At 64.0% G+C, this 26,268-nt stretch carries 32 protein-coding genes and 1 riboswitch; of the genes, 15 read left to right on the top strand and 17 right to left on the bottom strand.

Annotated features, from left to right (window positions below; translation table 11 throughout):
- The first annotated feature begins 155 nt into the window (after positions 1 to 155).
- From ACFSX5_RS16215 to ACFSX5_RS16180, 8 genes are all read left to right on the top strand, one after another.
- Positions 156 to 863, top strand: a complete 708-nt coding sequence (locus ACFSX5_RS16215) for a DUF2270 domain-containing protein (RefSeq protein WP_386834849.1) — start codon at positions 156 to 158, stop codon at positions 861 to 863.
- Between the two features lie 449 nt (positions 864 to 1,312).
- A complete protein-coding gene (locus ACFSX5_RS16210) occupies positions 1,313 to 2,521 on the top strand; it encodes a quaternary amine ABC transporter ATP-binding protein (protein ID WP_386834848.1) in 1,209 nt (402 codons plus the stop codon).
- A gap of 8 nt (positions 2,522 to 2,529) precedes the next feature.
- Complete coding sequence (locus tag ACFSX5_RS16205; RefSeq protein ID WP_386834847.1) at positions 2,530 to 3,462, top strand: ABC transporter permease; 933 nt, start codon at positions 2,530 to 2,532, stop codon at positions 3,460 to 3,462.
- A gap of 88 nt (positions 3,463 to 3,550) precedes the next feature.
- Complete coding sequence (gene proX, locus ACFSX5_RS16200) at positions 3,551 to 4,579, top strand: glycine betaine/L-proline ABC transporter substrate-binding protein ProX (protein WP_386834846.1); 1,029 nt, start codon at positions 3,551 to 3,553, stop codon at positions 4,577 to 4,579.
- Between the two features lie 117 nt (positions 4,580 to 4,696).
- Positions 4,697 to 4,930 carry a helix-turn-helix domain-containing protein gene (locus ACFSX5_RS16195; protein ID WP_386834844.1) on the top strand — a complete coding sequence of 78 codons (234 nt, stop codon included), beginning with the start codon at positions 4,697 to 4,699 and terminating at the stop codon, positions 4,928 to 4,930.
- A gap of 119 nt (positions 4,931 to 5,049) precedes the next feature.
- The gene (locus tag ACFSX5_RS16190) at positions 5,050 to 5,559 is read left to right on the top strand and encodes a hypothetical protein (protein WP_386834843.1); all 510 of its coding nucleotides are present in this window, start codon (positions 5,050 to 5,052) and stop codon (positions 5,557 to 5,559) included.
- 104 nt (positions 5,560 to 5,663) lie between these two features.
- Positions 5,664 to 6,419, top strand: a complete 756-nt coding sequence (gene rlmB / locus ACFSX5_RS16185) for a 23S rRNA (guanosine(2251)-2'-O)-methyltransferase RlmB (RefSeq protein WP_386834842.1) — start codon at positions 5,664 to 5,666, stop codon at positions 6,417 to 6,419.
- Complete coding sequence (locus ACFSX5_RS16180; protein WP_386834841.1) at positions 6,416 to 6,808, top strand: hypothetical protein; 393 nt, start codon at positions 6,416 to 6,418, stop codon at positions 6,806 to 6,808. Before rlmB ends, ACFSX5_RS16180 begins: the two co-directional genes overlap by 4 nt.
- A gap of 10 nt (positions 6,809 to 6,818) precedes the next feature.
- Here the strand turns inward: ACFSX5_RS16180 and ACFSX5_RS16175 are convergent, their stop codons facing one another.
- The 7 genes from ACFSX5_RS16175 to ACFSX5_RS16145 form a co-directional block, all read right to left on the bottom strand.
- Positions 6,819 to 7,646: a polysaccharide deacetylase family protein gene (locus ACFSX5_RS16175; protein WP_386834839.1), complete on the bottom strand. Its 828-nt coding sequence runs from the start codon at positions 7,644 to 7,646 to the stop codon at positions 6,819 to 6,821.
- A 122-nt stretch (positions 7,647 to 7,768) separates the two neighbouring features.
- Positions 7,769 to 8,224, bottom strand: a complete 456-nt coding sequence (locus ACFSX5_RS16170) for a MerR family transcriptional regulator (RefSeq protein WP_386834838.1) — start codon at positions 8,222 to 8,224, stop codon at positions 7,769 to 7,771.
- A gap of 24 nt (positions 8,225 to 8,248) precedes the next feature.
- Positions 8,249 to 8,560 carry an integration host factor subunit alpha gene (locus ACFSX5_RS16165; protein WP_386834837.1) on the bottom strand — a complete coding sequence of 104 codons (312 nt, stop codon included), beginning with the start codon at positions 8,558 to 8,560 and terminating at the stop codon, positions 8,249 to 8,251.
- Between the two features lie 241 nt (positions 8,561 to 8,801).
- On the bottom strand, positions 8,802 to 9,779 hold the full coding sequence (locus tag ACFSX5_RS16160) for a beta-ketoacyl-ACP synthase III (protein WP_386834835.1): 978 nt from the start codon (positions 9,777 to 9,779) through the stop codon (positions 8,802 to 8,804).
- Positions 9,776 to 10,846, bottom strand: a complete 1,071-nt coding sequence (plsX, locus tag ACFSX5_RS16155) for a phosphate acyltransferase PlsX (RefSeq protein ID WP_386834834.1) — start codon at positions 10,844 to 10,846, stop codon at positions 9,776 to 9,778. The genes ACFSX5_RS16160 and plsX overlap by 4 nt, the downstream gene beginning before the upstream one ends.
- Before the next feature lie 92 nt (positions 10,847 to 10,938).
- The gene (locus ACFSX5_RS16150; protein WP_386834833.1) at positions 10,939 to 11,472 is read right to left on the bottom strand and encodes a YceD family protein; all 534 of its coding nucleotides are present in this window, start codon (positions 11,470 to 11,472) and stop codon (positions 10,939 to 10,941) included.
- Positions 11,469 to 11,996 (bottom strand): ubiquinol-cytochrome C chaperone family protein, encoded by a 528-nt coding sequence (locus ACFSX5_RS16145; protein ID WP_386834832.1) that lies wholly within the window; start codon positions 11,994 to 11,996, stop codon positions 11,469 to 11,471. The genes ACFSX5_RS16150 and ACFSX5_RS16145 overlap by 4 nt, the downstream gene beginning before the upstream one ends.
- A 170-nt stretch (positions 11,997 to 12,166) precedes the next feature.
- On the opposite strand from ACFSX5_RS16145, the gene ACFSX5_RS16140 reads away from it, so the two are divergent.
- Complete coding sequence (locus ACFSX5_RS16140; protein ID WP_386834831.1) at positions 12,167 to 12,604, top strand: outer membrane protein assembly factor BamE; 438 nt, start codon at positions 12,167 to 12,169, stop codon at positions 12,602 to 12,604.
- 50 nt (positions 12,605 to 12,654) lie between these two features.
- Here the strand turns inward: ACFSX5_RS16140 and ACFSX5_RS16135 are convergent, their stop codons facing one another.
- From ACFSX5_RS16135 to glyA, 5 genes are all read right to left on the bottom strand, one after another.
- On the bottom strand, positions 12,655 to 13,854 hold the full coding sequence (locus ACFSX5_RS16135; protein WP_386834829.1) for an MFS transporter: 1,200 nt from the start codon (positions 13,852 to 13,854) through the stop codon (positions 12,655 to 12,657).
- A 63-nt stretch (positions 13,855 to 13,917) separates the two neighbouring features.
- Positions 13,918 to 14,400: a transcription antitermination factor NusB gene (gene nusB / locus ACFSX5_RS16130; protein ID WP_386834827.1), complete on the bottom strand. Its 483-nt coding sequence runs from the start codon at positions 14,398 to 14,400 to the stop codon at positions 13,918 to 13,920.
- Entirely contained in the window at positions 14,400 to 14,873 is a 474-nt protein-coding gene (locus ACFSX5_RS16125) for a 6,7-dimethyl-8-ribityllumazine synthase (RefSeq protein WP_386834826.1), read from the bottom strand. Before ACFSX5_RS16125 ends, nusB begins: the two co-directional genes overlap by 1 nt.
- Before the next feature lie 91 nt (positions 14,874 to 14,964).
- A complete protein-coding gene (nrdR, locus tag ACFSX5_RS16120; protein ID WP_386834824.1) occupies positions 14,965 to 15,441 on the bottom strand; it encodes a transcriptional regulator NrdR in 477 nt (158 codons plus the stop codon).
- Positions 15,442 to 15,460: 19 nt separating this feature from the next.
- Entirely contained in the window at positions 15,461 to 16,762 is a 1,302-nt protein-coding gene (glyA, locus tag ACFSX5_RS16115) for a serine hydroxymethyltransferase (RefSeq protein WP_386834823.1), read from the bottom strand.
- A gap of 120 nt (positions 16,763 to 16,882) precedes the next feature.
- Positions 16,883 to 16,965: riboswitch (ZMP/ZTP riboswitch) on the bottom strand.
- 140 nt (positions 16,966 to 17,105) lie between these two features.
- On the opposite strand from glyA, the gene ACFSX5_RS16110 reads away from it, so the two are divergent.
- The gene (locus ACFSX5_RS16110; protein ID WP_386834821.1) at positions 17,106 to 17,555 is read left to right on the top strand and encodes a BA14K family protein; all 450 of its coding nucleotides are present in this window, start codon (positions 17,106 to 17,108) and stop codon (positions 17,553 to 17,555) included.
- A gap of 63 nt (positions 17,556 to 17,618) precedes the next feature.
- Here the strand turns inward: ACFSX5_RS16110 and ACFSX5_RS16105 are convergent, their stop codons facing one another.
- The 5 genes from ACFSX5_RS16105 to ACFSX5_RS16085 all read right to left on the bottom strand — a co-directional run bounded on the left by ACFSX5_RS16105 (position 17,619) and on the right by ACFSX5_RS16085 (position 21,142).
- On the bottom strand, positions 17,619 to 17,846 hold the full coding sequence (locus ACFSX5_RS16105) for a DUF6898 family protein (RefSeq protein ID WP_386834820.1): 228 nt from the start codon (positions 17,844 to 17,846) through the stop codon (positions 17,619 to 17,621).
- 182 nt (positions 17,847 to 18,028) lie between these two features.
- Positions 18,029 to 19,198 (bottom strand): L,D-transpeptidase family protein, encoded by a 1,170-nt coding sequence (locus ACFSX5_RS16100; RefSeq protein WP_386834819.1) that lies wholly within the window; start codon positions 19,196 to 19,198, stop codon positions 18,029 to 18,031.
- 309 nt (positions 19,199 to 19,507) lie between these two features.
- Positions 19,508 to 20,008: an HNH endonuclease gene (locus ACFSX5_RS16095; RefSeq protein WP_386834818.1), complete on the bottom strand. Its 501-nt coding sequence runs from the start codon at positions 20,006 to 20,008 to the stop codon at positions 19,508 to 19,510.
- A gap of 51 nt (positions 20,009 to 20,059) precedes the next feature.
- Complete coding sequence (ldtR, locus tag ACFSX5_RS16090; RefSeq protein WP_386834817.1) at positions 20,060 to 20,569, bottom strand: transcriptional regulator LdtR; 510 nt, start codon at positions 20,567 to 20,569, stop codon at positions 20,060 to 20,062.
- A gap of 183 nt (positions 20,570 to 20,752) precedes the next feature.
- On the bottom strand, positions 20,753 to 21,142 hold the full coding sequence (locus ACFSX5_RS16085) for a hypothetical protein (RefSeq protein WP_386834816.1): 390 nt from the start codon (positions 21,140 to 21,142) through the stop codon (positions 20,753 to 20,755).
- Between the two features lie 100 nt (positions 21,143 to 21,242).
- On the opposite strand from ACFSX5_RS16085, the gene hemB reads away from it, so the two are divergent.
- The 5 genes from hemB (at position 21,243) to ACFSX5_RS16060 (ending at position 26,168) form a co-directional block, all read left to right on the top strand.
- The gene (gene hemB / locus ACFSX5_RS16080) at positions 21,243 to 22,256 is read left to right on the top strand and encodes a porphobilinogen synthase (protein ID WP_386834814.1); all 1,014 of its coding nucleotides are present in this window, start codon (positions 21,243 to 21,245) and stop codon (positions 22,254 to 22,256) included.
- A gap of 78 nt (positions 22,257 to 22,334) precedes the next feature.
- The gene (locus ACFSX5_RS16075) at positions 22,335 to 23,768 is read left to right on the top strand and encodes an MFS transporter (protein WP_386834813.1); all 1,434 of its coding nucleotides are present in this window, start codon (positions 22,335 to 22,337) and stop codon (positions 23,766 to 23,768) included.
- Between the two features lie 63 nt (positions 23,769 to 23,831).
- On the top strand, positions 23,832 to 24,341 hold the full coding sequence (locus ACFSX5_RS16070) for an RDD family protein (RefSeq protein ID WP_386834811.1): 510 nt from the start codon (positions 23,832 to 23,834) through the stop codon (positions 24,339 to 24,341).
- A gap of 60 nt (positions 24,342 to 24,401) precedes the next feature.
- Entirely contained in the window at positions 24,402 to 25,142 is a 741-nt protein-coding gene (locus ACFSX5_RS16065; protein WP_386834809.1) for an arginyltransferase, read from the top strand.
- Positions 25,143 to 25,181: 39 nt separating this feature from the next.
- Positions 25,182 to 26,168 carry an endonuclease/exonuclease/phosphatase family protein gene (locus ACFSX5_RS16060; RefSeq protein ID WP_386834808.1) on the top strand — a complete coding sequence of 329 codons (987 nt, stop codon included), beginning with the start codon at positions 25,182 to 25,184 and terminating at the stop codon, positions 26,166 to 26,168.
- Positions 26,169 to 26,268 lie beyond the last annotated feature (100 nt).

The following is a 26,268-nucleotide window of genomic DNA, read 5'->3' as shown; positions in this document are numbered from 1 at the left end:
GACGTTGTCGGGGCGAAACGGGAGCACCCCGCATGTGTTCCGAAATCGGGTGGAGCGGGCCGGCTCGCCTGTCCGCCGCGCCGGGTGAGCGCCGGTGAAGCCAGGCCAAGGCATCTCCCGGTTCGGTATGGCGTTTCGTGGTGACACTGCAGCTCATGCGGAATGAACAGGAGGTCTGGTTGACGGACACCACACCTGTCGCGCCAGCGGCCCTGCCGGCTACCTCGGCAGAGGCGACCAACGCGATGATCCACTACTATCGCGCCGAGATGGGACGCATGAACTCCTGGCGGTCCCGTCTCGATCTCACCAGCAACTGGGCCATCACCGTCGTTGCCGCCCTGCTCTCCGTGTCGCTGTCCACACCGACCGCGCATCACGGCCTTTTTCTGTTCGCCATGCTGCTGGTGTCTCTCCTGCTTGGCGTCGAGGCCCGGCGGTACCGGTTCTATGATGTCTACCGCATGCGGGTCCGCCAGTTCGAAAAACACTATTTCGGACAGTTGTTTGGCCCGGCTCCCGAAGGCGGACCGGAACCATGGCTGGTGATGCTGGCGCAGGATCTGCGCCACCCCAAGTTCCGGATCACCTTCAGGCGTGCTGTGGGTCGACGGTTGCGTCGAAACTACGTCTGGATGTTTCTGATCCTGCTCCTGGCCTGGATGCTGAAGATCGCATCGCCTGACCTGCAGTCCGGCGTCCATTTGGACCCGCAACGTCCTATCGGCGTGCTTGTCGAGCAGGCGGCTACCGGTCCCCTGCCCGGATGGCTCGTTGTCGGCGCCGTTGCCCTCTTCTACGCCGGCGTCGCCTATCTGGCGCTGACGACCAAAGAGCGCGGGGGTGACCAGGTGCACGTGTGACGCTTGGGTCGCGCCTACCACCACTCGTCAGGATGGGTCACCGCTCGCGCAGGAAGGAATCGAATCGCCGTCGCGGCCTGGCACGAACGGGCATTCTCGGCACGATCCGACGTGCAGTCCGATGGGCTTTCAGGTCATGGTGACTGGAAACTCGCTGGCCGCCCCGGACGTCATGGCCGGAGCAATTTTGGCCGAAAAATCAGTTGTCGAGCTGTGCTCCAATGATCTTCCAGAGCGGATGGGAAGGTCGACGTAGACCCAAAATAGCCACAATGGGTTGAAGTGCAGCCCTGTACGTAATAAGGTTCGCTTCATCAAAACGATCAACACGCGTCTGGCGCGAATGTGCTTCCAAGCTGTCGCGGCAATTCTACTTGCGTGCCAAATCCAATGAAGAAGAACTGATCGGCCCCTCCCAGTTTACAGCGAGGAGTCGTCTTTGAGAGTACATGGCAGCCAAGTTAAAGATAGAGAACCTTACCAAAGTTTTCGGCACCGACCCTGAAGAGGGGCTACGCCGCCTGCGGAGTGGTGAGAGCAAGGCGGCGATCTTCGAGGCCACGGGGAATACCGTCGGCGTCCGCGACGCGAGCTTCGAAGTGGAGCAAGGGCAGATATTTGTCGTGATGGGCCTTTCCGGCTCCGGCAAGTCCACTCTGGTTCGCATGCTCAATGGGCTCATCGAGCCTACTGGCGGCAGCATCCTGATCGACGGGCAGGATATCGCCCGTTGCTCTACGGCGACCCTTCGCCAAGTGCGGCGCGAAAAGGTCGCTATGGTGTTCCAGCACTTCGCCTTGTTCCCGCATATGACCGTGGCGGACAACGTTGCCTACGGGCTCAAGATCAAGGGGGTTGCACCGGCCGAACGCCGCAGGCGCGCCGAAGCAGCCCTGGAGCAGGTCGGGCTTGCCGCCTATGCGGACAGCATGCCTTCCGAGCTGTCCGGCGGCATGCAACAGCGGGTTGGCCTGGCTCGCGGACTGGCCACCGATCCTGAAATCCTGCTGATGGACGAGCCCTTCGGCGCTCTCGACCCGCTGATCCGGCGCGAGGTTCAGGACGAGTTGTTGCGGCTGCAGAAGGCGCTGCGGAAGACCATCGTCTTCATCACGCACGACCTCAACGAGGCCCTGCTGCTCGGTGATCGCATCGCGATCATGAAGGATGGAGAGATCGTTCAAATCGGCAGCGCTCAGGAGATCGTGGACCATCCGGCCGACGATTATGTCCGCGCCTTTGTCGCTGATATCGACCGTGGCCGCGTGTTCACCGCTGAGACGGTGGCAGACGAGCCGGTGCTGCTCCAATTGGGCACCGATACCGCCGAGACAGCCGTTCAGAACATGGAAGACGCCAATCGGGCAGCCCTCTATGTTCTGGATGGCGAAGAGATTGCCGGCGTCGTCACCTACCAGGACGCCGTTGCCGCTGTCCGCGACGAAGCGGCTACTCTGGCAGACGCCATTCAGCCGGATTACCCCACGGCCGAACCCGGTGCGGTGCTGAACGAGCTCTATGGTGCCGCCAGCAGCGGTCTGCCTATCGCCCTTACCGATGACAACAACCGCCTGATCGGCGTCGTGGAACCTCAAGCGGTTCTGGCGCAGCTGTCGGGTGAAGCTGGTGCGCCGAATGGCGTGCCGGACAAGGACTAGGGAACGCCATGTTCAGCCCATCCGAATTTCTGCTGATCCCGTTCGACGACTGGGTCAATGTGCTCGTGCGTGAGTGGATCGTGCCGAACTTCCGGCCGCTGTTTCGCGCTATGCAGGTGCCGGTGAGCACACTGCTTTCCTGGCTCGACACCCTCTTCAACGCGATGCCGATGCTTGTTTTCACGGCCTTGCTGGCCTTGGCCGCCTGGCGCACCGCCGGGCGCGGCATCGCGATCTTCACGGTTGCATCCCTGGTCTTCATCGACCTGATCGGGTTGTGGCCCGAGACGATGACGACGCTTTCGATGATCGTCACATCGGTCTTGTTCTGTGTCGTGCTGGGTGTGCCGCTGGGCATCCTTGCGGCGCGCAGCAATCGTGTGCTGGCCGTTGTCCGGCCCGTGCTCGACATCATGCAGACAGTGCCGTCCTTCGTGTACCTGGTTCCGATCGTGATGCTGTTCGGCGTAGGCATGGCGCCGGGCATCATCGCCACCATCGTCTTCGCCCTGCCGCCGATCGTGCGCCTGACCAATCTCGGCATCCGCAATGTCCGCGGCGACCTCATCGAGGCGGCCGAAGCATTCGGCTCCACCGGATGGCAGATGCTGTGGAACGTGCAACTGCCGCTCGCCATGCGCACCATCATGGCCGGGCTCAATCAGACCCTGATGCTGGCACTGTCGATGGTGGTCATCACTTCCATGATCGGTGCCGGTGGGCTGGGGCTCACCGTCTACACCGGCCTTGGTCGCCTCGATGTCGGCGGGGCAACCGCTGGCGGGGTCGGCATCGTGTTGCTGGCGATCATCCTCGACCGCATCACCCAGGGCCTTGGCGAGTCGACCGGTGTCCGCACCGTCAGCCTACGCCAAACGCTGGTCACCTTCTTCCACCGGGGGGCGCAAGTGTCCACCGGGGAGGTCCAGAGAGCCTCCTGAGGCTCTCCTGGCGCCGTGTTGCGCCACTTCGAGCGGGCGTTGGCGCGCCCGCATATCTTCTCACGCCAAGAAAAAGGGAGCTGATCTCATGTTCAGACTCACCGAGACGCTGACTGCCGTCGCTTTATCCACTCTTCTCGTCGCCGCTCCGGCCCTGGCCCAGGATAATCCTGGCGAGGGCAAGACGGTGCATATGGCGCAGGCCACCTGGGACACCGGCTGGTTCCATGCCGAGATCTACAAGCAGCTTCTGCAGGAGCTGGGTTACACCGTCGAGGGTCCGACCACGCTCGACAATCCCCCGTTCTATCAGGCCGTTGCCCAGGGTGACGTCGACCTTTGGGTCAACGGCTGGTTCCCGCTGCACAACACCTACCAGCCGACCTTCGAAGGCCAGGCTGAAATCATCGGTGCGGTAGCCAAGGGCGGCGCGCTAGAAGGCTACCTCGTCGACAAGGCCTCCGTCGAGGAGTTCGGGATCAAGAGCCTCGAAGACTTCAAGCGCCCCGAGGTCAAGGAAGCTTTCGACCGAGACGGTGACGGCAAGGCAGACCTCGTGGCCTGCCCGCCGGGCTGGGGCTGCGAGATCAACATCGAGCACCACCTGGATGCGTATGATCTGCGCGACCACGTGAACCCGATCAAGGCGGCCTACTCCGCCTCCATGGCCGATGCCGTTGCCGCATACGGGGCCGGCGAGCCGATCCTGTTCTACACCTGGACGCCGAACTGGACTGTCAACGCTCTGAAGCCGGGCGAGGACGTGATGTGGATCGAGGTGCCGGAAGTGAACCTGCCGGAAGATCTCGCCGACCTGGCCGATGCTGCGGTGCTCGAGGGCGTGGAGGGTTGCGTGGCCGATCCGTGCACACTCGGCTTCCCGGCCAACGACATCGTGCCGGTCGCGAACTCGGCCTTCCTCGAAGACAACCCTGCCGTGGGCGCGCTGCTTGAAGCAGCATCGATCCCGCTGCCAGCCATCTTCGAGCAGAACGCGTTGATGAACGACGGCGCCGGTAGCGCCGAGGACATCCAGCAGCAGGCTGCCGACTGGATCGAAGCCAATCGCGATCTGGTCGACGGCTGGCTCGAGACCGCCCGTTCGGCGCAGTCGTAACAAACCTCGGGGGAGCCGACCACGTCGGCTCCCCCACTGCTTTCGGCACCGTGATCGCAAGCGCTGAACCGGTGCGGGGTGGAAACGTTGATCGAGACCGATACACGAGGATCGATCATGCCCGACAAGCCCATACCCATCGTCGACCGGTCACCGGTGATGGATCGCGAGCGCCGCGAACAGCTTGGTATCAGCGTGGACGACCTGGCCGCTCGAGCGGGAATCTCCACCCAAGAGCTCATGGCCCACGAACAAGCAAAGAGTGAGGCCGATGTGAATCCCAGCACCGCGATGAAGATCGCCGATGCTCTTGATTCATTCGAACGCACTACATCGGGCGACGATGTCTGAGGTGGAATGTGGCGGAAATCTGCACATTCACTTGAGTTGAGGACAGAAGGGTAACGCAACAGCCCTGGACACTTCTCGTTCTGTTGCCGGGCAGCATGCCCGTGCAAGAGGAGAACACAATGTCCAAGATGATCCTGCCGGCTTCGATCGCCGTGCTTGCCCTCGGCCTTTCCGCGCCGAGCTTCGCCCAGCAATACACCATCGACGGGCAGTCGCTGCCCGAAGACCAGGTCCAGCGCTTCCAGGAGCACTGCGATACCCTGTTCGGAGCCGAAGGTGCAGGTGCTGCAGAAAGCACCACAAATGGCGGTGACGGCGGCTCGTCTGGGTCCACCGATGCCTCTGCCACCGCAGGCGGTAGCGCTACGGGCACCGCGGGCAGCACGAGCGGCAGCAACTCCAGCGATACCTCGGGCTCCGGCACCACCGATTGGTCGACCTTTGACCTGTCGACCCTCGACGCCGAGGCATGCCGCTCTGCGGGCTTCCAGGCAAGCGGCGGTGCAGCGGGCGCCGTAGAGGGCAGCAACGGCACTGGCACCGATGGCTCCGTCGATATCACTACCGACCCCACCACTGGCGGCGCGACGAGCGGCACCAGCAGCGGTAGCGACGGGACCAGCAATTAAGCTGATCAAGGGCGCCCACAGTGGGCGCCCTCTCCACATACACTCCGCCCATAGCACGCCGGCACTCGCTTGCCCCCTCTCGTCAAAGGCGCTACGCCGAAGCGATGAGCATCAACAAATTTCCGCCCAAGCCGAAATACGATCCCGATACGGGACCGGTATACCTTTACGGGCTTCACACCGTTCGAGCGGCGCTGGACAATCCGCAGCGTGTCAAGAAGGCGCTGCTGGCCACCCCAAACGCGCTGAACCGGTTGAAAGAGACCGGCGCTGTCGCCGATGTTCGCGTGGAGGAAACAACCCCGAAAGAGCTCGACCGCCTGCTCGGCGCCGATGCCGTGCACCAGGGCGTGGCATTGGAAGTCGATCCGGTGAGCCGCTTTCGGCTCGACGACCTGAAGCAACCGAAGCTCATCGTGGTGCTGGACCAGATCACCGACCCTCACAATGTGGGCGCCATCCTGCGCACGGCCTGTGCCTTCGGCGCACAAGCGGTGGTAACGACCTCCCGTCATTCTCCTCGCGAGACCGGGGTGATGGCTAAGGCCGCCTCGGGTGCTCTCGATCTCGTGCCGATGGTCGAGGTGCGCAATCTCGGCGACGCGCTGGAGACCTTGAAGGCGCGTGGGGTTACCGTTCTGGGCTTCGATTCTGAAGCCCCCGCCCCTTTGCGGCCGCGTGTGGGGAGCGGCCCGCTGGCGATCGTGCTCGGTGCCGAAGGGAAGGGCCTGCGGCAACGTACACGCGAACTCTGCGATGAGATGGTGCGGCTCGATATGCCGGGGCCGATCAAATCGCTCAACGTGTCGAACGCGGCAGCCATAGCCCTGTTCGCGGCAACGGCGGGAAATGCGGGATGAGCCAGTTCGAACCCTTTGCCATGGCCCTTAGGCTATCAGGCGTAACCGTCTCTCAACAGGAGCTCGAGATTGCGCTGAAGCAGCTCACGGTCCGATACGAGGCGGAAGATGCGGAGGGCAGCTTCTATGCCCAGGTGGACGTGCCGGTCACCAATCCGGTAAGGGCCATTCTCGACTTGGCGGATCGCTCGGGCGCGACGCTGGCTGCGATGTTGCGAGATCGGCGGATCGGACGGGCAGTCCTCGATATCGCCTTCGACTACCCCGCGGAGGGAGAGTCGATGTCAGCGCGGCTGCCCGCGCATGCTGCCGCAGCGATAGCGGCGCAAGGCATCGATATCGAGTTTTCCGTTTACCTCACCGATGTGGAAGAGGACGAGGAGGACTGACCTCCCTGCCCTACATCAGCTCGGCCGTGATCAGGTCCCTGCCGAAGATGCTGTTGTCGCGCGGCACCAAGCGCACCACGGAGTAGCCTCGGGCGTTCAATTCCGCCAGGAAGCCGGGCAGCATGTCGACGGTGCGCTGGTGAATGTCGTGGAAGAGAATAATGCCGCTGCCACGGGCTTCCAGGCGCTGGAGAGTTCGGGCAGCGACCACATCGGCGGTGTCGCTGTAGTAGTCCTTGCTGTCGATGCCGACGTCGAGCACCACAGCGCCGCTGTGAGTCAGGCTGGTGCGGAGAAACCCGGTCTGGGACAAATAAGGGAAGCGGAAGAAGGGGGAGGCCGTCTCGCCTCCGGACGAGAGAGCTGTGGCGACCGCATCCTCACCCCGCGCGATTTCGTCTATGGCCGCTTGGCGGGTGAGCGTCGAAAGGTCCGCATGGCTGTAGGTGTGGCTGCCGACGGTATGACCGCGCGCGGCTACCTTGCGCGCCAGCACCGGGTGTCGCGCCGCGGCTTCGCCCAGCATGAGGAATGTCGCCTTCACTCCGAACCGATCCAGCGTCGCCAGGATCGCTTCGGTCTTGCCGGGGCGTGGACCGTCGTCGAACGTCAGTACCACTTCACCGGGCTCAAGCACGATGTCGTCGGCTGAGGCGACGGCCAGAGTGCGGCCGGCGAGCGTGCCGGGGTCAAAGGCTGGATGAGTCACGATTGCGGCGGGAACGACGCTGGCGGTGCTGAGACTGCGCTCCGCCTGATAAGCGGAAACAAGCTGTGGCTGTGAGCTTGGGGGCTTTGCACATCCAGCAAGCATGAGGGCCGTGACGGCCAGCGGCAAGAACAATCCGATACGCGACACTGCTGGCCCCGAAGCAGCTGAAAACAATGGAGCCAGAATTTGCGATTATGGTTAATAAAGCGCTCGCAAGAGGTTAAGCAGAACTTAGCGCGAGTTTCCGCTCAGGTATCACGCGCCCGCTCGAGGATGCGCTTGCATTCCAGCAATTCGCGCAGGACGTCGGCCAGCTTTTCCCGCGAGTCCGCATCGAGCGCTGGGCTCGCGAGCATCTGCGCTTCTTCGACCTCGGCCTCGTCGCCGACAGCTTCGGCTTGCTCGATCAGCGGCAAGATCTCTTCAAGCGGCCTGCCCTCGCCCACGGCGATGACATAACGGGGACCTTGGTCCTTGAGGATCCGCTGGACGCCCTTGATGGTGAAGCCCTGATCGTACAGCAGGTGCCGGATGCCGCGAAGCAGCATCACGTCCTCAGGGCGGTAGTAGCGGCGCCCACCGCCGCGCTTCAGCGGCTTGATGACGGAAAAACGGGTCTCCCAGAAGCGCAGGACATGCTGTGGCAGGTCCAGTTCTTCGGCGGCTTCGGAGATAGTCCGAAAGGCGTCTGGAGACTTGTCCACGGAACGTTGAGACTCGCTGGAGGCTTATTTTCCAGCACGAACCATAGATTTGTTGATCTTGGACTTCAACACGTTGGACGGTTTGAACACAAGAACCTGCCGGGGCAGGATCGGCACTTCCTCGCCAGTCTTGGGATTGCGGCCGATGCGCTCGTTCTTGGAGCGCACCTGGAACGAGCCGAAGGACGACAGCTTGACGTTGGACCCGGTCACCAGCGCATCGGTGATGAGTTCCAGAACCCGCTCAACCAGCTCCGCGGATTCGGTTCTGGACAGCCCCACCGTCGAGTAGACGGCCTCCGCCAGATCGGCCCGCGTTACGGTCTTCTGCGTCATTCGAACCCCCGTTCTTGCCGAAAGGAGCACTGTCCCGGAGGGACTATGCCGATGTTTCGTCCTTGAGTTGAACGTGCCGCTGTCAGGCCGCGACCTGGCCTGACAATGGGCAAGAACCTTCCCCAGCTCGTGCCGATCCATGCTGCGAGCTTGCACGCCCGCGAGCCTCTCGGCGCCTCCTCAGTTTGTTAACAAAGACACTAACGCCTTGATAGCACTAAGGTCAATCGGCTCAAACCACCTACCAGCGGATGAGCGAGGCGCCCCAGGTGAAGCCGCCGCCCATGGCCTCAAGCATGACCAGATCGCCCCTCTTGATGCGCCCGTCGGCCACGGCGGCACTCAGCGCCAACGGCACGGAGGCGGCCGATGTGTTGGCGTGCCGATCCACGGTGATCACGACCTTTTCCGGCGGCAGCCCGAGCTTGGCACCAGCGCCGTCGATGATGCGACGGTTGGCCTGATGGGGTACGAACCAGTCGAGATCATCGGTGGTGTAGCCCGCCTGCTCGAGAGCGGCGTAGACCACGTCGGTGATCTTGCCTACGGCGTGGCGGAACACTTCGGGGCCCTGCATATGGACGTGCCCAGTGGTGCCGGTGGAGGACGGTCCGCCATCGACATAGAGCTTGTCCCAATGGTGCCCGTCAGAGCGCAAGGCGTTGGAGAGCACGCCGCGGTCGGGCTCATCGTCGCCAAGTTCGACCTTTTCCATCACCACGGCGCCGGCCCCGTCACCGAAGAGCACGCAGGTCGAACGGTCAGTCCAGTCGAGCAGGCGGGAGAAGGTCTCCGCGCCGATTACCAGTGCGCGGTTGCCGAGGCCGTTCTTCATATAGCTGTCGGCAGTCGCCACGGCGTAGACGAAACCGGAGCAGACGGCCTGAATATCGAACGCCATGCCGTGGTGCATGCCCAGCTTCATCTGCACCAGCGTGGCCGCAGCGGGGAAGGTATAGTCGGGAGTGGTGGTGGCGACCACGATCAGGTCGATGTCGTCCGGCGTCAGACCCGCATCATCGAGCGCCTGCCGCGCCGCTCCGACTGCGAGGTCGGAGGTGAACTGCCCTTCGGCGGCGATGTAGCGCTGCTTGATGCCGACGCGCTGCTGGATCCACTCGTCCGAGGTGTCGACGATCTTTTCGAGATCCGCATTGGTCAGCACTTTTTCTGGCAGATAGCTGCCTACGCCGCGGATGATGCTACGCGTCCTGGTCACGCCGGTCTCGCTTCGGATTGAGTGTCTGATACAGGCTCCTCCGGCTGTGCGGGGATGCGCTTCATGGTGTCGGCAATCTTGTCCATAAGTCGGCTACGGCCCATCTCGTAGGCCAGCCCAAGCGCGCTCTTGTAGCCGATTTCGTCGCTGCCCCCGTGGGACTTGATGACGATGCCGTTGAGCCCGAGAAACACGCCGCCATTAACGGTGCGTGGGTCCATCTTGCGGCGGAGGGCATTCAGGGCCGAGGTGGCGAACAGCGCACCGATGCGGCTCAGCAGCGTCGACTTCAAGGCACTGCGCAGATAGGTCGCCACCTGGCGCGCCGTACCTTCGGCAGTCTTAAGCGCGATGTTGCCGACGAAGCCTTCAGTCACCACCACATCGACTGTACCCTTGCCGATGTCATCGCCCTCGACGAAACCATGATAGGTGAAGCCTTTGCCGCTCGCTTCGGCGAGCATTCGCCCGGCCTCCTTGATGGACTCAAGGCCCTTGACCTCTTCGGTGCCGACGTTGAGCAGGCCCACGCTCGGATTGGCGTCGTCGAACAGGGACCGCGCCAGGGCAGAGCCCAGAATCGCATAATCCACCAGCTGCTTGGCATCGGCGCCGATAGTTGCTCCCATATCGAGAACGATGATGTCGCTACGCAGCGTCGGCCAGATGGCAGCAATACCCGGACGGGAGATGCCTTCCATCGGGCGCAGGCAAAAGGTGGCCATGGCCATCAGCGCGCCGGTGTTGCCGCCGGAAATGGCCACGTCGGCTTCACCGTCCCGCACCGCTTGAATAGCCATCCACATCGAGGAGTTGCCCTTGCCCTTGCGCAGGGCCTGACTCGGCTTTTCGTCCATGGCGATGACGTTTTCGCAATGGCGGACCGTGCTCGCCGGCTTCAGGGCCGGGAACTCGTCAAGCAGCGGCTGAATCTGCTCCTCGCGACCGTGGAAGATGAACCGGATGTTGCGGCGTTCCTTGAGAGCGATGTGCGCGCCGTGAATCACCGCTCGGGGGGCGTGGTCGCCACCCATGGCGTCCACGGATATTGTTATTGCGTCGGTCATTTGCGCCCGTTCTGCCGCCTCTCTCGAAGGCGGCGCCAAGATAGCCCATAGCTGAGTCGGCGCAACCCCCGCGGCTGTCGCCCTACCCTACCTTAGGGTTCCTTGAGCTTGGAAAGCGCCGCGAACGGCCCGCTTTCACCGGCCTGGTCTCCCAGACCAATATCCTCGATGCTCTCTCCGTCAAGGCGCGGATAGGGGTCGATCGCGAGGGCTAGCGTCTCTATCAGCAACGCACTGAGGTCCACCTCGGGTCCATCGATGTGGTCGGGGAAGTCGTCGTCTTCAAGATCAACGAAGATTTCGGCACCCGGAGTAGGCGTCGGTCCTCTTTCCGCCGGCAGGAACACGCGGTCGACTTCCTCCTCGATCACTTGGGTGACCGGTTCGAAACTGACGACGGAGGGTTGCACGATTGTCGCGTCGAGCTTGCCGCGAGCTCGCAGACCACCACGCAGTGGCACTACGGTGAGCGCGGCTGCAAAATGCTCCACGGAGGTCAGCTTGAGGGTTGCCGCGAGTTGCTCGCGCTGCCCTGCATCGAGTTCGACGTCGACACTGCGCCCGCCAGCTGGCAGGCGATCGATGCGCACGACAGCATCGAACAGCGGTTCGTTCTGCGGGCTCATGTGTTTGCTCCGAAACGGATCGCGCCAGCCATGATTTGGTCCGGCGACTGAGTCGCGAGAACCTCGTCTTCGGCAAGCAGATACTCGGCAAGGGCGCGGACGTGCGGGCCGGTCCCCTCATCGAAGACGTTGCGCGACAGCACCTGCTCCACGGCTGCGACATCCCTGGCGTCCATGGCCGCGTTGAGGGCTGCCAACAGCCCGAAGAATATGTTGCCCATCTTCTGGATCTTCTTCGGAACGCCCAGATCCGTGACACCCATTTCGCGAAGTGAGCGGTCCATGTCCTTGAAGAACAGGTCGAACACGGCCTGACTGAACTGCTTCTGCGGCCCGGACTCAGCTTTGAGGCGCCGGAACAGCAGCGCCATGTGCAGGCTGATCATATCGAAGCGGCCGGTAACGGTGTCGGGCACCTGCCAGTCGGCATAGAAGCGCGGCTGCCGGGATTGCGCCACAATGGCGCTATAGACGGCGTAAACCGGTTGAGTGGCAGTATTCCTGCGGAACAGGGACAGGATCATGGGACGGCGCCGGGCCTTTCATCGATCCGCCAGCGGGGCATAAACCACGCCACGGACCATTGCCAGCTTGCCAGAACGACAGGTTGGCAGCTACACATTCCGGCGACTGCCAAGGCCGCCGCCTCGTCGTCGAGCCTATAGTCGAGTGCCATCGGGAAAGTCAATTTCACATGCTCCTGCGTACAGTTTCAGCACCGATCGCCGCTGCCCTTGTGGCGCTGACCCTTGCCGCCTGCACCAGCAGCACGTCGTTGGTCAGTACTCGCACACAGGGCTACGAGATCCCCGATACGGCGCTGCAGCAGATTCGCCCGGGTCAGAGCCAACAGCTCGTGACGCTGGTGCTCGGCTCGCCGCAGTCGACCAACACCTTCGGTGACCAGACTGCATGGTACTATGTCGAAACCAAGGTCCGGCAGACCTCGTTCGGCATGACCATGATCGACTCGCGGACCGTGGTGGCGGTGTATTTCGACAAGAACGGCAAGGTCATAGACAAGGCCGTCTACGGCCTAGAAGACGGCAAGACCGTCACCATCGAGACGCGCCGGACGCCGTCATTCGGTGAAGATCGCACCTTCATCGATCAGATCCTGCAGTCGTTCTAAGCTGCAACAAACCTGATTTTGCAAGCCCCGGCCCTTGCGCCGGGGTTTTGCTATGCGGCCAGGGTGCGCGAGCGCACTGCCGACCAGGCCAACATCAGGATCGTGAGCGTGGCCACGGGAATGGCGAGCATGTTGATCGCCTCCCAACCGATTGTCTGCAACAGCAGCCCGGACCCGAGCGACGCCAAGGCGCTGCTGCCGAACACCACCTGCTCGTTGATGGCCTGAACACGGCTCGCTTCAGCCGGACGATAGGCCGTGCTGAGCATGGTGGTCGAACCGATAAAACCGAAGTTCCAGCCCAGACCCAGCAGAACCAGCGCCACGGTGAAGTGCGCAACGGTGATGCCGCTGAGGGCCGCCGCCGCGCAGGCAACGATCAGCAACAGGCCAATAGCCGTCACCAGGGGCGCACCAATCCGGCGGATAACGGCGCCGGTGATGAAGCTCGGCGCGAACATCGCGACGACGTGCCACTGGATCGCTCCGCTCGCTTCCGTGGGGGAGTGGCCGCAGAGATGCACCATCGCCAAGGGAGCTGCGACCATGATCAGGGTCATCAGCGCGTAGGTCAGGGCTGCGCTGATCATCGGCAGCACGATTTCCGGACGGCGCAGCAGCTCGGCCGTAGGTCGGTCCGCTTCTGCATGGCCGCCTGGCTGGATCGTCGGGGCCAGACGCGTGGGAGCCAGTGCAAGGATCGACAATATCGACAGGCAACCGATGACAAGGAAGCTGGCAGCGTATTCAGCGCCGGGAATCCAGTTGCGAGTGAGCGAGCCAAGCTGCGGACCGAAGAAGCCTGCCGCGACCCCACCAAACATGACCCACGAAATTGCGCGGCTCTTCAGTTCGGGCCCGACGCTGTCCGCGACCGCGAACCGCACTTGCTGCAGGAAGGCCCCCGACATGCCCACAAGCACAAGTGCTGCGGCGAAGAGGTAGAAATTGCCGATGACCAGCGACAGCGCCGCAAGGAGAGAGGCAGGAATCCCCAAGGCCGCGCCCAATTGTAGCCCGCGCCTGCGGCCAAGCCGATAGATCAGCATGGTCGCTACGGAGGTGGTCAGGGCCAGGCCGACGATCATCGCGGTGACCGGCACGGTCGCCAGCGAAGGGTCGGGGGCGAGCCGAACGGCGGCGAGTGCCGCGACAGTCATCACGATCGAGGAGTTGGAACCGCCGAGGGCCTGAACAACGGCCAGCAAACCGATGTTACGCGCAGAATCACGGGAGGATGGCTGGCTCATTGGCGGCGCTCCGGGGCAGCCACTCTGATAGACCTACCCTGCCCTTGCCGCAATCAGGCGCGGCTAGACGTCGGTGCCGGCGTGACGCGCCATGGCGTCGAGTGTGGCGTTGACGATTCCCGTAGCGTCATCGTCGTAGAAGGCCTTTGCCACATCGACATACTCCGTGATGACGACGCGCGCCGGGATGTCCTTGCGGCGCAGGAGCTCGAAGGCAGCCGCCCGCAGAATCGCGCGGAGGGTTGCATCGATGCGGTCCACCGGCCAATTATCGGCCAGCGCCTTGTCGACGGAGGGGTCGATCTCGAGCTGATGGCGGGCGACGCCGTTGACGATCTGACGGAAAAAGTCGGGGTCGGCCGGCAGGTACTGCTCGCCCTCGATCTCCCGACCCAGGTGGAACGCGCCGAACTGGGCCAGTGTGTCTTCGAGGGTCTGGCGGCCGACATCCATCTGGTAGAGGGCCTGAACTGCAGCCAGCCGGGCGGCACCACGCTGGTTGGCGGGGCGATTGATGTCGGGGTCGCGTCGGGGAGCTTGCGCCATTAGTCGTTCAACTTCGCTTTGATGGCCGCGAGGGCCAAGGCTGCGCGGGCGGCGTCACCACCGCGATCCTGATCTTCCGGCCGGGCGCGCGCCAGCGCCTGCCCTTCGTTCTCGACGGCAAGCAGTCCAACCCCCAGTGGTACGGCATCGCCGACCGACAGGTCGATGAGAGCTCGCACACTCTGGGTGACAACGGCATCGTAGTGCCCGGAATGGCCGCGGATGACGCAGCCGAGGGCGATGTAGCCGTCGAAATCGCGCGCGTCCAGAGCCATCGCAACGGCGGCAGGCAATTCCAGGGCACTGGGCACCAGGATCGTTTCGTGCGTGGCGCCTGCGGCCTCGAGCGCCGCAACCGCACCCCGGTGCAAGGCATCGGCAATTTCGGGGTAGGACCGACCTTCTACGATCAGGAAGTGGTAGCCGTCGGCCGAGCCGGGTTCGATCTCGAAACGGGCGCCGTAGGAATCCATATGCGGGACCTCTGCTGGAGCGGACTGGTATCGCCACAACGCTCCAGCGTTCCATTAGTCGCCACCGGCATCGGCTGCAACAGCCGGCCCGTCAGCGGTCCTCGTCGATGACCGTCTGGTCCTCGGCTAACTCGGCGAGAAAGCTGCGGAAATCGTCGGCAGCCGAGAAGTTGCGATAGACCGAGGCGAAGCGGACGAAGGCGACGTCGTCGAGGCCCTTGAGCCCGTCCATGACATACTGGCCGATCTGCTCGGAGGTGACTTCCACATCCCCGAGGCTTTCGAGTTGGCGGACGACGCCGGAGATCATCCGCTCGACCCGTTCCGGCTCAACCTGGCGTTTGCGCAGCGCGGTATAGACGGAGCGGGCCAGTTTCTCGCGGTCGAACGGGACCTTACGGCCCGACTTCTTGACCACGGTGAGGTCGCGCAACTGCACGCGTTCGAAGGTGGTGAAGCGGCCGCCGCAGGCGTTGCATACGCGGCGGCGGCGGATCGCGCCCGAGTCTTCCGTCGGGCGCGAGTCCTTCACCTGGGTGTCGTCATTGCCGCAATATGGGCAGCGCATCGTTACCGTTGACCTCGGATCAGCTGTAGATCGGGAACTTCGCGGTGAGATTCTTCACCTTTTCGCGGACCGCCGCTTCAACCGCGGCATTGCCCTCGTCCGAATTGGCTTCCCGCAAGCCATCGAGCACCTCGACGATGAGGCCACCGATCTCCTGGAACTCGGCGACGCCGAAGCCGCGGGTGGTGCCGGCCGGCGTGCCGAGGCGGATGCCGGAGGTCACGAACGGCTTTTCCGGGTCGAACGGGATGCCGTTCTTGTTGGTGGTGATGAAGGCCCGGCCCAGCGCCTGCTCGGCGCGCTTGCCGGTGGCGTTCTTGGGTCGGAGATCGACCAGCATCAGGTGGTTGTCGGTGCCGCCCGAAACGATGTCGAGGCCACGGGACTTGAGCGTCTCGGCGAGGGCGCGGGCATTGTCCACCACCTGGCGGGCATAGACCTTGAACTCGGGCTGCAAGGCTTCCTTGAAGGCGACGGCCTTGGCGGCGATGACGTGCATCAGCGGCCCGCCCTGGAGGCCGGGGAACACGGCGGAGTTGACCTTCTTGGCAATGTCCTCGTCATTGGTGAGGATCATGCCGCCGCGCGGGCCGCGCAGGGATTTGTGGGTCGTGGTGGTGACGACATGGGCGTGCGGGACCGGGGACGGATGCACGCCGCCAGCCACGAGGCCGGCGATGTGAGCCATGTCCACCATCAGGTAAGCACCAATGGAATCAGCGATCTCGCGGAATCGCTTCCAGTCCCAGATGCGCGAATAGGCGGTGCCGCCGGCGAGGATCAGCTTGGGCTTGTGCTCGTGCGCCTTGCGCTCGACCTCGTCCATGTCGAGCAGGTGGTCGTCCTTGCGGACGCCATAGGACACGACATTGAACCACTTGCCGCTCATGTTGACCGGCGAACCGTGAGTGAGGTGACCACCGGAGTTGAGATCGAGGCCCATGAAGGTGTCGCCGGGCTGCAGCAACGCCAGGAACACGGCCTGGTTCATCTGCGAGCCGGAGTTCGGCTGGACGTTGGCGAACCCGGCGCCGAAGAGCTGCTTGGCGCGCTCGATGGCCAGGGTTTCGGCGACGTCGACGAACTGGCAGCCGCCATAGTAGCGCTTGCCCGGATACCCTTCGGCATACTTGTTGGTCATGATCGAGCCCTGCGCCTCGAGCACGGCGCGGGAAACGATGTTCTCCGAAGCGATCAGTTCGATCTCGTGCTGCTGGCGGCCGAGTTCGTCGCGAATGGCGCCGGCGATCTCGGGGTCGGTCTCAGCCAGAGTGTTGGTGAAGAAGTTCGGGAACAGCGGAGAGGACGTGGCAGCGCTCATCGGGCGATTACCTCGCGGGAAACGGGACGGAAGGGCTCGGCGGTGGCTGTATCATGCCGGCGCGGGCATGGCCACGGGCGAGGTGACGGTGGAGGAATCATGGGGCTCCCCTGAGTTGCGGATGGGTGCCCAGGCGAGCGGCAGTACACGGTTCGCGTTCCCCGATGGTGTCCCATCTCTTCTCGCCAGTCGCGCGAACGGTGGGACTATGCCGCAGAACTGCCGGTAGGGGAAGAGGGGCCCCCGCCCTTCACCCCGGTTGCTCCACCGGAACCGAGCCCCAGGCCGGTCCATTTGAGTGCCACAAAGCACAATGGCGGCGATCGGCCGCCCGGAGGAACCTATGCACAAGATTGCCACCCTCGCTGCCGCCGTGATGGCCATGGCCGCGACCAGCGTCGTGCCGACACAGGCGCAGAACGTCACCGTCACCTTCGGCAACCACTACCGCGTGGTGGAAACCTATTGCGACCGCAACCCGTGGGATCGGGATTGCCGCGGCTTCTACAATGGGAACTGGCGCCAGCGCGACTATGATCGCTTCTACCGCAGCCGCCGCGGCGACCTCGACACCATCGCCGCCGGCCTGTTCGGCCTGACGTTCGGCGCCATCATCGGCGGCGCCATCGCCAACAGCAACAACGGCGCCAATGACCGCCTGGTCGGCCCCGTCGGCGGCGGCGGCAACTACCGCGTCAATGTCGAAGCCTGCAAGGCGCGCTATCGCTCCTACGACGTCGCGACCAACACCTTCCTTGGCTATGACGGGGTGCGGCATCCCTGCCGGCTCTAGTCGGCCGGTGCTGGAGCGGGGGTAAGCCCCTGCTCCATCATCGCGGCGGCACACTGCGAGCACTCAGGCGAACTTGCCTGATGGCGGGCGCGGCTGTGACGGCGCGTCGGCAGCTCCGGAATCCGCCAGCTTGCGCTTGAGCTTGGCGAGAGCGAGTTGCTGCATCTGAGTGCGGGTGGCCACCAGCGGGGTCACCACCACGACTTCAGTCCCGGTGTCGGCATCAATTGCCGACACACGCATCTGCTGGCCGACCTGGATGAACTCGAAATAGACCTCGCCGCCCGCCATGCTGCCTCCGGCCGCGATGATAGCGGAGAAAGAGCTGCGATCACAGCCCCCCCTAACCTCCCCCGCGAGCGGGGGAGGGACTGGCCGGTGGGTGTGGAGGGGCTGCAGCGGGCGCCGATGCGCCCCTCCCCCTTCAGGGGGAGGCTGGGTGGGGGTGGGATGCTGCGGCAATGGCTGCCGGATCAGGCCTCGAACGTCACCTTGCCTTGGGCGTCGAAATCATAGACGTCGTCGCGGAAGCTGACGGTGCCCTGACGGTTGGCCCAGGCCGTGATGTAGGTGGTGTGGATCGGCACGCGCGCCTTGCACTCGACATCGAGGCGCTGCAGCGAGGCGAAGGTGGAATCCACCCGCGTCTGGTCCCAATCGCCATTGTCGCGCAGGAGCCAGGCAACGAGCTGGTTCACACCCTCGACGCGCACGCAACCGGAGGAGTGGAAGCGGGAGTTCTCGCCGAACAGGGCCTTGGTCGGCGTGTCGTGCAGGTAGCAGTCGTAGGGGTTGTAGAAGTTGATCTTGCAGTGCCCCATCGAGTTCGCCGCACCCGGCTCCTGGCGATACATGTAGTTCACCTGCTGATCGGTGATGTTCGCCCAGTCGATCGACTGCGGATCGACCTTGTTGCCGGCACCGTCATAGATGAAGATGTTCTGCTCGGTTAGGTAGTTGGGGTTCTCGAGCATGTACTTGGTCAGGTCCTGGCGGACCAGCGACTTCGGCACGTGCCAGTAGGGGTTGAAGTTGATCTGGCTGATGTTGCTGGCCATGATCGGGGTGGCGCGGTCGACGCGGCCCACGACCGCGGTGTGGCGCTGCTCGACCATGCCGTCGTTCACGGCCTCGATGGTCGCTGCCGGGATATTCACCACCACATAGCGCGGGTTGATCTTGGACGCGATGTTCTGGACGCGCGTGTAGTTGAGATAGAGCTGCTGCAGGCGCTGCTGGGCCGGCACGTTCATGGCGTACCAGGTGGCCTCGTCGACCTGACCGTTCATCACGAGGCCGTGGCGGGCCTGGAAGGTGCGCACGCCGCGGTCGGTCTCGGCGTCGAACAGGTCGTTGATGCGCTCTGCCCAGGGCATGTCGCCCGAGGATATGAGGCGGCGCTTGAGCTGAACCACGGCCGGCTTCGAATTACCGAGGACCAGCCCATAGGCTTCCTGCGGGATCTCTTCCCAGCCGCCGCGGGCCACGAAGGGCTCGTACTGCGAGATGGCGAGCTGAAGATTGTTCAGGGTGTCGTAGGACAGGATCGGTTCGTTGGTGGCGACAAGCGCCTCGGCGGCCGAGATGTTGCCAGCCTTGTCGGCGTCGCGCAGCACCGAGTTGCGCGAGAACATGTCGAACATCGACTCCTGGCCGCGCGACACACCGGCCAAAGCGGTAGAGGCGCCCAAGACAGCCATGGAGCGGAGAAGGGAACGTCGATTAAGCCGCATCAAGTCACCCGAAAACGAAGCCTGCCGAAGCAGAAAGCACTTACCACCACTCACCGCCCTGCCCCAGCGCACTCAAGCGCATGTGAAGCCTGGCAGGGGTTCGTCAACCATCAGATAAGCGGGAATGGTTTCTACCACGTAAGCAAGGCGGATGCTGCCCGTTTGCGGCAGAAATGCGGAGGGTGGCGGAAGAGGCGGACGGTGACGCGGCTAGTGTTGTCACGTGGCAACAATCCCGGCGGCGGGCGGCGCGATGCTCACCGCTCCATCAGCGGTGACCGTGATCTGGAGCTTGATCTCGAGCGTGATGACCTGAGGTCGGGCCGGCGCCTGACGGTGATAAGTCTGCGTCAGGGCAGCTCTTGTCAGGGCGAGGTCCAACTGAACCTCCTCAGGCAAGCTGTCGGCCTTTTTCTGATTGCAGCTCTTGTGAGCCCAGCGAAGGTTTCCGGCAGCGTTCGAGCCGCCCTTCGATCGTGGAATATGGTGGTCGATCGTTCCGGTGGCGGGGCTACAGACCTTGCCGCAGATCGAACATATCCAACCGCTCTTGTGCCCTAGCGCCAGACGCTGGTTCGCCGCTTGCGACAGGTATGGGAAGAGAGGCGGCGGCTGATCGAGGGGAAGCTTGTGCTTCCGAAGCAGCTTATAGGCCGCGAGGGGTGAATGGCCATCTGGCAGCTTGCCAATGGCGGCCAGCAACGCTGGGGAATGGCTCATGTCGCCCCCAAATAGCAGAAGGCGGGAGCTGGGCCCCCGCCTTGGTGCAAATCAGAGCTTGTAGAGGATCTGGTCGACCCAGAACCGTTCGAGGCGGGCGAGGGCCTTGTTGAGGCCTTCGAACTCGTCGTCGCCCAAGCCGCCGACCTTTTCGATCGAGCGCAGGTGACGGTCGTAGAGTTCGTCGATCACCTCGGCCACTTCCTCGCCCTTGGGAGTGAGGCGGATGCGCACCGAGCGGCGGTCGGAGCGGGAGCGCTCCTGGAAGATGTAGCCGGTCTCGACGAGCTTCTTGAGGTTGTAGGAGACGTTGCTGCCGAGATAATAGCCGCGGGAGCGCAGTTCGCCGGCGGTCAGCTCGGCATCGCCGATGTTGAACATGAGCAGCGCCTGGACGGGATTGATATCGTCCCATCCCATCCGGTCGAACTCATCCTTGATGAGGTCGAGCAGGCGCCGGTGCAGGCGCTCCACACGGGAAACCGCTTCGAGATAGAGCGGCTTCAGGCCCTTGGTGCTTTCCGGCGCCAGCGCCTCGGCGGCGTTCGACTTGGTTGCCATTTGTGCCTCACTGTCAATTCGTGTGCGATTTTTCGCATCTCATGGGGCCACACTAGGGCGGGGCTTCTAAGATCGCCCTAAGCCATGTGCTTAAAAGCATATTACTGAAATGCAATGAGAATTTGGCTTTACAGGTCGTTACACCTGTTGCGAAAATTGTAACCTTACGAGCCCGTCAACGGCTCAGTCGGCGGCGCGGGCGCGGGTCTGGCGGAAGCTGAAGACGAAGATCACCAGGATCGAGGCGAGCAGCACCAGCCGCACGGCGAAGCCCAAGGCGGACATGCGCACGTCGGGGCTGCCGGAGAGATAGAGCACGAGCTCGGTAGCGGTGGCGCCGACCAGAAGCACGGCGCCCCAACTCGCCTTGATCCAGAGACCAACGGCGGCAAACAAGCGGGCCAGTGCGAACAGTGACAGATAGGCGAAGCCGGTGGCCCCGAAAGTCTCAAGCGGGCTCATCGGGCCCATGTTCACGCCCAGGACGCGAGCAGCGTCGCTCAGCCCCAGCGCGAGGCTGATGAGGGCGACAACGCGGACATAAATGCCGAGGGCCTGGGCGGAGGGTTCCATCGGCGGCTGTTCTAGCCGTGCCGGCCGACTGCGACAAGCGGGGAGCTTGGTGGGGACCGACCGGGCTGGTATCAAGCGGCAGCTTACTCGGGAGACAGCCATGGCGGATACCTGGCCCAAACACGACATGCAGTTCCTGGCCGGCCGGCGACTGCGGCGGGCCCGGCGGACCGTCTGGAGCCGGGCAATGGTGCGCGAGACGGTGCTGACGCCATCGGACCTGATCTGGCCGCTGTTTGTCATCGAAGGGCACAACGAGCGCACCCAGATCCGGACCATGCCGGGGGTGGAGCGTCTGAGCGTCGATCTGTGCGTGGATGCCGCCAAGGCGGCGCGGGATGCGGGCATTCCGGCGCTGGCGCTGTTTCCCAATACGCCGGATCACCTGCGCAACGAGAATGCGACGGAAGCCTACAACCCTGACAATCTGATGTGCCGGGCGTTGAGCGCCATCAAGTCGGCGGTGCCGGAAGTCGGGCTGATCGCCGACGTGGCGCTGGACGAGTATTCGAGCGATGGCCAGGACGGCCTAGTGCGGGACGGCGAGATTCTCAACGACGAGACGGTGGCGGTGATGGTGCGCTCGGCGCTGGTGCAGGCCAGGGCCGGCGCCGACATCATCGCGCCGTCGGACATGATGGATGGCCGCGTCGCGGCGATCCGGGCGGCGCTCGATGGCGACGGCTTCGATGCGACGCAGATCATGTCCTATGCCGCCAAGTATGCGTCCTACTATTACGGACCGTTCCGCGAGGCCGTGGGTTCGGGCAGCCGGCTGGTGGGTGACAAACGCACCTACCAGATGGACTACGGCAACTCAGACGAGGCGCTGCGCGAAGTGGAGCAGGACATTGCCGAGGGCGCCGACAGCGTGATGGTGAAGCCCGGTCTGCCCTATCTCGACATCGTCCGGCGGGTGAAAGACAACTTCAACGTGCCGGTCTACGCCTACCAGGTGAGCGGGGAGTTCGCGATGATCGAGATGGCGGCCGCCGCCGGCGCCATCGACCGCAAGGGGGCGATCCTCGAGAGCCTGATCGCCTTCAAGCGGGCGGGTGCCAACGGGGTGCTGACCTATTTCGCTCTCGAAGTGGCGCGCGAACTCGGGCGCTAGGTTCCCATTCGAATGGGAGTTGCCTTTTCCGCCGTCCATAATACCAAGCGTCCTCTTGGATAATCGGCGGAGATGGACATGTCGGACACTGTAGAGGGGCGCTGGGCCGAGATCTTCGGGCCGCGCTATCTGCCGGCAACCACCATCCTCTGCCTGGGGGTGGCGCTGTTCGCCTTCAACGCCTTCCTGTCGAGCACGGCGCTGCCGTCGGCAGTCAATGAACTGCAGGGCGTGGAACTGATCGCCTGGGCGACGACGCTCTATCTGGTGTTCGCCATTGTCGGCGGGGCTGGGGCGGTGATCGCCAAGGAGCGGCTCGGCTCCCGCTGGGCCCTGCTCAGCATGGCGCTGGTGTTTCTGGCCGGTTCGGTGATCGCCGCCACCGCCTCCGGCATGCCGCAGGTGCTGGTGGGCCGCGCGGTGCAGGGGCTCGGCGAAGGCGTCGTGGCGGCGCTGTGCTTCGCGCTGATCCCCGAGTTGTATCCCAATCGGCTGGTGCCCAAGGTGTTCGGCATGCAGGCGGTGATCTGGGCCATTGCCGGCTTCGGCGGTCCGGCCGGTGCGGGGGCGCTGACCGAGTTTGTGTCGTGGCGCGCGACTTTTCTCGTCAACGTGCCGCTGGTGCTGCTGTTCTCCTTGATGGTGCTGCGGGTTGTGCCGGCGGGGACAACCGGCGTGGTGCGGGCCGGGTTTCCGGGTGTGCGGCTGACCGCGATCGGCGGCGGCATCCTGATGATCGCGCTGGCCTCCATCCTGCCGTTCGCACCGGCCATGGCGCTGACGGTGGTGGCGGCGCTAGTGCTTGCTTGGGCCATACGCCGCGACAGGCGCAGCGCGGCGCCGCTGACGCCCTCGGGCGCGTTCTGGTCGAACACGGCGCTGGGACCCGGCTTCTGGGTGGTGCTGCTGATGCCGGTCGCCGGGGCAGTGACGGCGGTTTATCTGGTGATGCTGCTGCAGCAATTGTGGGGCTATGGGCCGACGCTGGCCGGTGCGGTGGGTGCGATCATGGCGATCGGCTGGAGCTTCTCGTCGGTGACGGTTGCCAATGTTCGCAAGCGCTCGACGCGCAAGGTGCTGATCCGCACCGGCCCGGTGCTGCTGGCGGTCGGGCTGTTCGGCGTGCTGATGGGGTTGCAGCTACACCTACCGCCGCTACTGATGGTGGCGCAGGCGCTGATCGGCATGGGGTTCGGCATCTCCAACGGCTACACCATGCTGGCGCTGATCGAGTCTTCGAGCGCGGCGGATCGCGACCGCACCTCGGCGCTGATCCCCACCACCCAGTCCGCCGGCAATGCCATCGGAGCGGCGATCGCCGGACTGGCGGCGAATGCGGCGGGCTATGCCACGGCCCGCACGGAGCCGGAGGTTCTCGCCTCGATCGTGCCGCTGTTCGCGACGGGCATCGTCATCGCCGTGCTCGCCGGGATCGCTGCCTTCGCCATGGTGCGGCGGGTGCAGGTGCAGCGGGAAGCCTTCGTGGAGCAGCCGCTGCCGGCTGCTCACTAGGCCGGTCACATTTGTGTGCCTCCGCCTCTTGCACAGGGGCGGAGGTGTGACGATTTGTTGGGCATGAACCAGTACCAGACCGCCCTGCCCGATCCTGCCACCGCGCCCGAACTGTTCGATGGCGTGCTGACCCGGCGCGTGTTCGCCTTCGTCATCGACCTCGTGATCCTCGGGGCGATGGTGCTGGCGTTCAGCCTTGTCGGGCTGGTGGCGGGCTTCCTGACCTTCGGCCTCGCCTGGGTGGCGCTGGTCGTGGTGGTCCCGGCCTCCATCGTCCTCTACTACGCGGCAACGCTGGGATCTCCGAAGCGCGCCACCGTCGGAATGCAGTTGATGGACATCGTGCTGACCCCAACGCGCGGCCAGCCGCTCGACGGCTGGATGGCCGTGATCCACGCGGCCATTTTCTGGGTGACGGTGTGGATCAGTTGGCCGCTGTCGCTGCTGATCGCCCTGTTCACGCCACGGCGCCAGATGCTGCATGACCTGCTTGTCGGCGGGCTGATGGTGCGGCGCTCGCCGATGGTCCGGCACTGGCAGGCGATGAATGCACGGAGCCAGGGCGCCTATTGAGGCGTTGCTACCGGTAAGGGCGCGGAGTAGTGTCTCCGGGTATGCCTGTATGTGGACCGGATGACCGAGCACACCCCGGAAACAACGCAGCTGTTCCTGACCGCTTCGATGCCGTGCCCCTACCTGCCTGGGCGGCAAGAACGCAAGCTGTTCACGCACCTGACCGGACGGCGCGCTTCCAACCTTCATCATCTGCTGAGCGAGAACGGGTTCCGGCGCAGCCAGAACCTGATCTATCGTCCGGCCTGTGAAGGTTGCTGCGCCTGCCAGTCCGTCCGGATCGTGGCAGGCGAGTTCGAGCCGTCGCGGCGCTTTCGGCGCGTGCTCAAGGCCAATGCCGAACTCAGCGTCACCGTGCGGCCGACGCAGGTGACCAGCGAGCAGTACGAGCTGTTCCACCGCTATGTCGAAAGCCGCCATGCCGGCGGCGGCATGACGCAGATGAGTTTCCTCGACTATGAATACATGGTCGAGGACACGCCGGTGCAGTCGGTGCTGGTGGAGTACCGGATGGGCGAGGACGGGCCGCTGGTGGCGGTGGCGCTGACGGATGTGATGCCGGACGGGCTGTCCATGGTCTACAGCTTCTACGAGCCGTCCCTGGCCCATCTCAGCCTCGGCACCTTCCTGATCCTCGACCATATCAGCCAGGTGAAGCAGGCGGGGCTCCGTTACGTCTATCTCGGCTATTGGGTGAAGGACTCGCCCAAGATGGCCTACAAGGCCCAATACCAGCCGCTCGAAGTGCAGCGCGGGCCTCTCGGCTGGGTGCGGCTTGATCCGGTCGTCGGCGGGGCCTGAGTCCGGCATGATTAACAGTTTCGCTGACTTGCCTGGCGCATGAGGCTGATCCTTGCGCTGGTTCGCGCGGTGCTGATGCTCGGCGCGTTGGGCGCGGCCGCGCTAGCGATCGCCGGCCTATTCGGCAGCATGGTGCCGGAGCTCGACCTGATCAACCACTTCCAGATCTTGCTGCTACCAGCGACCGCGGTGGGACTGGTCTTTCTAGCAGTAATGCTGCGCGGACCAGTGCGTGGCGCGGCGCTGGTGTTCGGGCTGGCCGGGTTTGCGGCGTCGGCAAGCATGGTGTTGCCGGAGGCGCTGGCGGCGCGAAGGAACCTGCCGCCGGCACCTGCCGAAGGAACGGTGCGGCTGATGACGCACAATCTGTTCGGGATGAACTACGACATGGAGCGGGTCGTCGCTGCTATCTTGGCGGAAGATCCGGACATCATCGTCTTTCAGGAATATTTCGGGGAGCAGGCCACCGATCTCCACCCGCTGTTGCTGGCCAAGTACCCCTTCTTCGTTCGCTGCCGCGGGGGCAAGCGAGCCAATCTCGGCCTTTACTCTCGGCTGTCGTTCAGCCAACTGGATGAGGACGCCTGCCCGAACGACGCCTACGGCGACCAGCGGACAGCCCACATCCTCGCCCAGTTCACGCTCGACGGGGATAAGTTGTTTTCGGTGCTGACCAGCCATATGGACTGGCCATACCCGGTAGCTCGGCAGCGCGAGCAGCTCGGGCAGTTGACGGAGGTGGTCGCGGGTATCGAGGGGCCGCTGGTGGTGGCGGGCGATTTCAATTCGACCCCATGGTCCTACACGCTGCGGCGGTTCGTGGCGGAGAGCGGTCTCGAGCGGCAGACGCTGAACCTCTTCACCTTTCCGATGCGGTTCTACTATTTCGGGGCGTGGCGGGACACCCTGCCCTTTCTGCCGCTGGACCAGGTGCTGACGCGTGGGGTGAGCGTCCACAGCGTGGAGACAGGCGGGCAGACGGCAAGCGACCATCTGCCGGTGGTGGTGGAGTTTTCGGTGGAGTGAGGCTGTAGTGGCGAGGGTACCGACCTCGTGGTTCGACAGGCTGACCATGAGGTCTATGAGAGCGCTGCGCTCGCGTAGACCTCGTCCGGAGCTTTTCGGA

Origin of the sequence: Devosia albogilva, from assembly GCF_042685625.1 — a bacterium.
GTDB lineage: Bacteria > Pseudomonadota > Alphaproteobacteria > Rhizobiales > Devosiaceae > Devosia > Devosia albogilva.
The sequence above is the reverse complement of the archived record's forward strand: the minus strand, read 5'-3'. Positions and strand labels throughout refer to the sequence as shown.

Coding starts and splice junctions, on each gene's coding strand:
- ACFSX5_RS16215 (WP_386834849.1), top strand. CDS start 156: ATGCGGAATGAACAGGAGGTCTGGTTGACGGACACCACACCTGTCGCG.
- ACFSX5_RS16210 (WP_386834848.1), top strand. CDS start 1,313: ATGGCAGCCAAGTTAAAGATAGAGAACCTTACCAAAGTTTTCGGCACC.
- ACFSX5_RS16205 (WP_386834847.1), top strand. CDS start 2,530: ATGTTCAGCCCATCCGAATTTCTGCTGATCCCGTTCGACGACTGGGTC.
- proX (WP_386834846.1), top strand. CDS start 3,551: ATGTTCAGACTCACCGAGACGCTGACTGCCGTCGCTTTATCCACTCTT.
- ACFSX5_RS16195 (WP_386834844.1), top strand. CDS start 4,697: ATGCCCGACAAGCCCATACCCATCGTCGACCGGTCACCGGTGATGGAT.
- ACFSX5_RS16190 (WP_386834843.1), top strand. CDS start 5,050: ATGTCCAAGATGATCCTGCCGGCTTCGATCGCCGTGCTTGCCCTCGGC.
- rlmB (WP_386834842.1), top strand. CDS start 5,664: ATGAGCATCAACAAATTTCCGCCCAAGCCGAAATACGATCCCGATACG.
- ACFSX5_RS16180 (WP_386834841.1), top strand. CDS start 6,416: ATGAGCCAGTTCGAACCCTTTGCCATGGCCCTTAGGCTATCAGGCGTA.
- ACFSX5_RS16165 (WP_386834837.1), bottom strand. CDS start 8,560: ATGACGCAGAAGACCGTAACGCGGGCCGATCTGGCGGAGGCCGTCTAC.
- plsX (WP_386834834.1), bottom strand. CDS start 10,846: ATGACCGACGCAATAACAATATCCGTGGACGCCATGGGTGGCGACCAC.
- ACFSX5_RS16150 (WP_386834833.1), bottom strand. CDS start 11,472: ATGAGCCCGCAGAACGAACCGCTGTTCGATGCTGTCGTGCGCATCGAT.
- ACFSX5_RS16145 (WP_386834832.1), bottom strand. CDS start 11,996: ATGATCCTGTCCCTGTTCCGCAGGAATACTGCCACTCAACCGGTTTAC.
- ACFSX5_RS16140 (WP_386834831.1), top strand. CDS start 12,167: ATGCTCCTGCGTACAGTTTCAGCACCGATCGCCGCTGCCCTTGTGGCG.
- ACFSX5_RS16135 (WP_386834829.1), bottom strand. CDS start 13,854: ATGAGCCAGCCATCCTCCCGTGATTCTGCGCGTAACATCGGTTTGCTG.
- nusB (WP_386834827.1), bottom strand. CDS start 14,400: ATGGCGCAAGCTCCCCGACGCGACCCCGACATCAATCGCCCCGCCAAC.
- ACFSX5_RS16125 (WP_386834826.1), bottom strand. CDS start 14,873: ATGGATTCCTACGGCGCCCGTTTCGAGATCGAACCCGGCTCGGCCGAC.
- nrdR (WP_386834824.1), bottom strand. CDS start 15,441: ATGCGCTGCCCATATTGCGGCAATGACGACACCCAGGTGAAGGACTCG.
- glyA (WP_386834823.1), bottom strand. CDS start 16,762: ATGAGCGCTGCCACGTCCTCTCCGCTGTTCCCGAACTTCTTCACCAAC.
- ACFSX5_RS16110 (WP_386834821.1), top strand. CDS start 17,106: ATGCACAAGATTGCCACCCTCGCTGCCGCCGTGATGGCCATGGCCGCG.
- ACFSX5_RS16105 (WP_386834820.1), bottom strand. CDS start 17,846: ATGGCGGGCGGCGAGGTCTATTTCGAGTTCATCCAGGTCGGCCAGCAG.
- ACFSX5_RS16100 (WP_386834819.1), bottom strand. CDS start 19,198: ATGTTCGACATGTTCTCGCGCAACTCGGTGCTGCGCGACGCCGACAAG.
- ACFSX5_RS16095 (WP_386834818.1), bottom strand. CDS start 20,008: ATGAGCCATTCCCCAGCGTTGCTGGCCGCCATTGGCAAGCTGCCAGAT.
- ldtR (WP_386834817.1), bottom strand. CDS start 20,569: ATGGCAACCAAGTCGAACGCCGCCGAGGCGCTGGCGCCGGAAAGCACC.
- ACFSX5_RS16085 (WP_386834816.1), bottom strand. CDS start 21,142: ATGGAACCCTCCGCCCAGGCCCTCGGCATTTATGTCCGCGTTGTCGCC.
- hemB (WP_386834814.1), top strand. CDS start 21,243: ATGGCGGATACCTGGCCCAAACACGACATGCAGTTCCTGGCCGGCCGG.
- ACFSX5_RS16075 (WP_386834813.1), top strand. CDS start 22,335: ATGTCGGACACTGTAGAGGGGCGCTGGGCCGAGATCTTCGGGCCGCGC.
- ACFSX5_RS16070 (WP_386834811.1), top strand. CDS start 23,832: ATGAACCAGTACCAGACCGCCCTGCCCGATCCTGCCACCGCGCCCGAA.
- ACFSX5_RS16065 (WP_386834809.1), top strand. CDS start 24,402: ATGACCGAGCACACCCCGGAAACAACGCAGCTGTTCCTGACCGCTTCG.
- ACFSX5_RS16060 (WP_386834808.1), top strand. CDS start 25,182: ATGAGGCTGATCCTTGCGCTGGTTCGCGCGGTGCTGATGCTCGGCGCG.